7 protein-coding genes are annotated in these 3,818 nt (G+C 67.9%); all 7 read right to left on the reverse strand.

Annotated features, from left to right (window positions below):
- Positions 1-23: 23 nt before the first annotated feature.
- Positions 24-428, reverse strand: a complete 405-nt coding sequence (locus M0R80_31585; GenBank protein MCK9464184.1) for a hypothetical protein — start codon at positions 426-428, stop codon at positions 24-26.
- Positions 429-494: 66 nt separating this feature from the next.
- Entirely contained in the window at positions 495-698 is a 204-nt protein-coding gene (locus tag M0R80_31590; GenBank protein ID MCK9464185.1) for a hypothetical protein, read from the reverse strand.
- 22 nt (positions 699-720) lie between these two features.
- A complete protein-coding gene (locus tag M0R80_31595; protein MCK9464186.1) occupies positions 721-957 on the reverse strand; it encodes a KH domain-containing protein in 237 nt (78 codons plus the stop codon).
- Between the two features lie 31 nt (positions 958-988).
- On the reverse strand, positions 989-1,204 hold the full coding sequence (locus M0R80_31600; GenBank protein ID MCK9464187.1) for a dodecin family protein: 216 nt from the start codon (positions 1,202-1,204) through the stop codon (positions 989-991).
- 103 nt (positions 1,205-1,307) lie between these two features.
- Positions 1,308-1,742: an aminoacyl-tRNA hydrolase gene (arfB, locus tag M0R80_31605; GenBank protein ID MCK9464188.1), complete on the reverse strand. Its 435-nt coding sequence runs from the start codon at positions 1,740-1,742 to the stop codon at positions 1,308-1,310.
- A gap of 40 nt (positions 1,743-1,782) precedes the next feature.
- Positions 1,783-3,186 carry a B12-binding domain-containing radical SAM protein gene (locus M0R80_31610; protein MCK9464189.1) on the reverse strand — a complete coding sequence of 468 codons (1,404 nt, stop codon included), beginning with the start codon at positions 3,184-3,186 and terminating at the stop codon, positions 1,783-1,785.
- Positions 3,187-3,192: 6 nt separating this feature from the next.
- A partial coding sequence (locus tag M0R80_31615; GenBank protein ID MCK9464190.1) for a hypothetical protein occupies positions 3,193-3,818 on the reverse strand: 626 nt, incomplete at its 5' end.

The raw sequence follows: 3,818 nt of genomic DNA on the forward strand, positions 1-3,818 counted from the left end.
GAGCCAGTCGAGCGCCTCCGCTGTCAATCCGGCAGGCAGCAGACGAAGAAGCCGTCGCAGCCCGTGTATTCCAGCGCCGCGTGGTATCCGGGATCCCAGCAGATGAGGCCCCATTCGCAGTAGCCGCCGTTCGACACGCAGTCCGTGCCGGGACCCGTGTCCGTCTCCGTGTCCGTGTCGGTATCGGTGTCCGTGTCGGCGGAGGCGTCCGTCCCGCCGTCCGCGTCGGAATCGGAATCCAAATCCGTATCGGAGTCCGCGTCCGAGTCCGTATCGGAGTCCGCGTCCGAGTCCGTGTCGGAGTCCGCGTCCCCCGTCGATCCGTCCGGCGCGTTCCAGCCCGGCGGGCCCTCGCCGCCGCAGCCCGCGAGGAGGAGCGCGACGCACGCCATCGCACGGATCGCCTTGGCGCGAGCGCCGTGGATCATGTCATCCCTCCGATCCCGCCGTGGTTGCGGAGCGATTGTACCATCAAAGCGGCGGCGCCGGGGAGCTCACGCCTCGGCGGGCTTGTCCTCGGCGGGCTTCGCCTTCTTCACCTGCTTCTTGATGACGCCCTCCTTGAGCAGGATCTCCACCTTGGCCTCGCCGTTGATCTGCTTGCCGTCCTTGCCGACGACCGCGTAGCGCCCGGAGCGCTTCTTCGTCACGACGTAGTCCTTCTTGGGCTTCTTCTCCGTGGTCTTCTTCGTGGGCACGTGCATACTCCTTGTTGGGGCCTTACTCGATGATGTCGAGGACCGCTCTCTTCTTCAGCTTCGCCGAGGCCGCGCCGAGAATGGTCCGCATCGCGCTCGCCGTGCGGCCCTGCTTCCCGATGACCTTTCCGAGATCCCCCTTCGCGACGCGCAGCTCCATCACCGAGGACTGCTCGCCTTCGATCTCGCGGACCTCCACGGAATCCGGGGTGTCCACCAGCGCCTTTGCCATGCGCTCGATCAGCTCTCTGATCTCCATGATCTCTCCTCGGTGTCCACGTGGGACCCCGCTAGTTCTTGCCCTCGTACTTGAAGGAAACCTGGACCCTCGCCCTGTAGGCCACGACCTTGCCGTCCTCGACCTTCAAGTCGAGCTTCACAATCTCCGCGATCCGGAGATCCCGGAGCGATTTTCCGGCGATCTCGACCGCGTTCTTCGCGGCATCCTCCCATGACTTTTTCGAGGTCCCGATCAGCTCTACGACGTTGTAAACGGATTCGGCCATGGATCCCCCCTCTCGTCGCGGGCCAATTCCCGCGGCTCCCGTGCGCACGGCACGGAAGTTGGAGCGTACAGCAAACGCCGGGGTGCCACAACGACGAGCCGGATCACTCCTCGCCGGCCGGCCTGCGCCCCTTCTTCTTCTCGCCGCGCTTCCTCTTCTCGTCGAGGCGCCTGCGCACGGCCCCCCGCGAGGGCCTGGTGGGCTTGCGCGGGACGTCCGGGACGAGCGCGGCGGCGACGAGCCTCCTGAGCTTCTCGCGCGCGTCGGCGAGGTTCTGCGGGCGATCCCGGCTCTTCTGGCTGACGACGACGATGCGCCCCTCGGCGTCCAGGCGGTTGGCGCACAGCCTCCGCAGCTTCGCCTTGGCGGCCGCCGGGAGCGCCTCGCACGCCTCGAGGTCGAAGCGCAGATCGACCTTGGACTCGACCTTGTTCACGTTCTGGCCGCCGGGGCCCGACGACCGCGCGCTGGTCCACGAGAGGAGGGCCCCGGAGATCGCGATCTCGTCATCGACGACCAGCGGCTCGCACTCGCTCATCTCTCGCCGCCCCTTCCCCTTGATCCTGTCGACTCCGCCGTCACGCCTTGAGCATGAGCCGCTTGAGGAGGACGCCCAGGAGCCGCGGCAGCTCGCGCTTGTCCGGGTAGTCGCGCAGGATGGAAAACACGCGCGACGGCCTCGCGTAGAAGCGCAGCACGCCGCGCCGCCGGATCCGCTTGAGCTCCCGATCCGAAAGCTCGGTCAGGTTGGTGAAGCCGCCGCTCATGAAGGGCTGGTCGAAGTCGCACGCCGTCGACTTGCCCTCCCGCTCGGCCCACGCCGCGAGCTCCGTGCCCGCGAACGGCGTGACCGCGAAGAAGTTCGCCGCGTGCAGCGCCGAGCGCGCGGCGTAGTCGATGGTCGCCTCCATCTCGTCGGCGGTCTCGGTCGGGAAGCCCAGCATGAAGAAGCCCAGGGTCATGATGCCGTGCTCGCGGGCCAGGGCGATGGAACGCGAGACCTTCTCGAGATCGAGGTTCTTGTGCAGGAGCTTCTGCAGGCGCGGCGACGCGGTCTCGATGCCGAAGCTCATGGCAGCCACGCCCGCCGCGCGGCCCTTGACCATGAACTCCTCGTCGAGGTGATCGCCGCGCACCCCGTTGGGGAACATGATCCGCAGCTGGAGGCCGGAGGCGACGATCAGGTCGAAGATCGCCTTCGCCCTCGGGAGATCGAGGTTGAAGCAGTCGTCGACGATCTCGAGCTCCCGCACCCCTTGCTCGTCGTGCAGGGCCCGGATCTCGGCCATGACGTTCTCGGGCGAGCGCTTGCGCAGCTCCTTGCCGAACATCTTGTGGCAGTAGATGCAGCGAAAGGGGCACGCGCGCGTCGTGAACACCCCCATGTAGCTGTGCCTGCCGATACGGCTCATCCGCTCGTGCCCGGCGTAGGCCGGGACGTCGACGAGATCCCAGGCCGGGAACGGCAGATCGTCGAGCCTCTCGACGAAGCGCGTCTGCGGATGCACGCGCAGCTCGGCCCCGTCGCGCCAGGCCAGGCCGTCGATGCGGTCGACCTTTCCTCCGCTCCGCAGGGCGGCCGAGAGCTCGACGGCGCTGAGATCCCCCTCCCCCAGCACGGCGTAGTCGACGTTCGGATCGGCCATGACGCCCTGTGTGTAGATCGACGCGTGCGGTCCGCCCGCGACCACGATCAGATCCTTGCGCACGCCCTTGGCCGCCGCCGCCGCGCGGTGCAGCCCCTTGGACTCGAAGGTGATGGCGCTGATCCCGACCCAGTCGGGATCGAACGCGCGGATGTGCCCCTCGAGATCCTCGGCGCCGATCCGCTCCACGGGCTGGTGGAGGATGCGCACCTCTGCGCCCTCGGCCCTCCGCAGGCTCGCGGCGACGGCCATGAGCCCCAGCGGCGGTGAGTGGTAGTCGGTCGGCGCGTTCTGCTCGGGCTTGATCAGCAGGATCTTCTGGGGGGCGGCGGGCATGCGCCGCTAGAAGACGCAGATGTAGCCGGCGCCCAGGGCCGAGTCCGTGCACTCCTGGGTGCTGGTGCAGCCCTTGTGCTCGCAGGCGCCGTCCGTGCACAGCCAGTGCGCCTCGTTGAACAGATCGGCGGTGACGGCCGCGTCGGTGCAGTCGATCGGCTCCGCGCAGGACGTTGTGCACATCGGCGGATCCACGTACTCCGCGCAGGCGGGATCTTCCATCGCCGGGAACGCGTCCTGGCACTCCGTGTCGTCGTTGCAGCCCTGGTGCACGCACAGGTCGCTCTCGCACGCCCAGTTGTCCTCGCCGAAGAGCGGCGAGTCCGCGATCGCGCAGTTGGCGGCGGAGGTGCAGGGCAACGTGCACTCCTGCGGCGTCACGTTCGTGTTGCACGTGATGTTGTCCATCTCCGGGAAGAGCGTCTGGCACTCGCCGGCGTTCTGGCACCCGAGGAGGTTGCAGTAGCCGTCCGCGACGCACTCCCAGTTGTTCTCGTCCTTCGTGACGTCGGCGCCCGTCGGCACGCAGTCGGCCGGCTCGTCGCAGGACTTCTTGCAGGCTCCCCAGTCGGTGTCCGAGTCGGTGTCCGAGTCGGTGTCCGAGTCGGTGTCCGAATCCGTGTCCGAGTCCG

The sequence above is a fragment of the Pseudomonadota bacterium genome, assembly GCA_023229365.1.
GTDB lineage: Bacteria > Myxococcota_A > Polyangia > JAAYKL01 > JAAYKL01 > JALNZK01.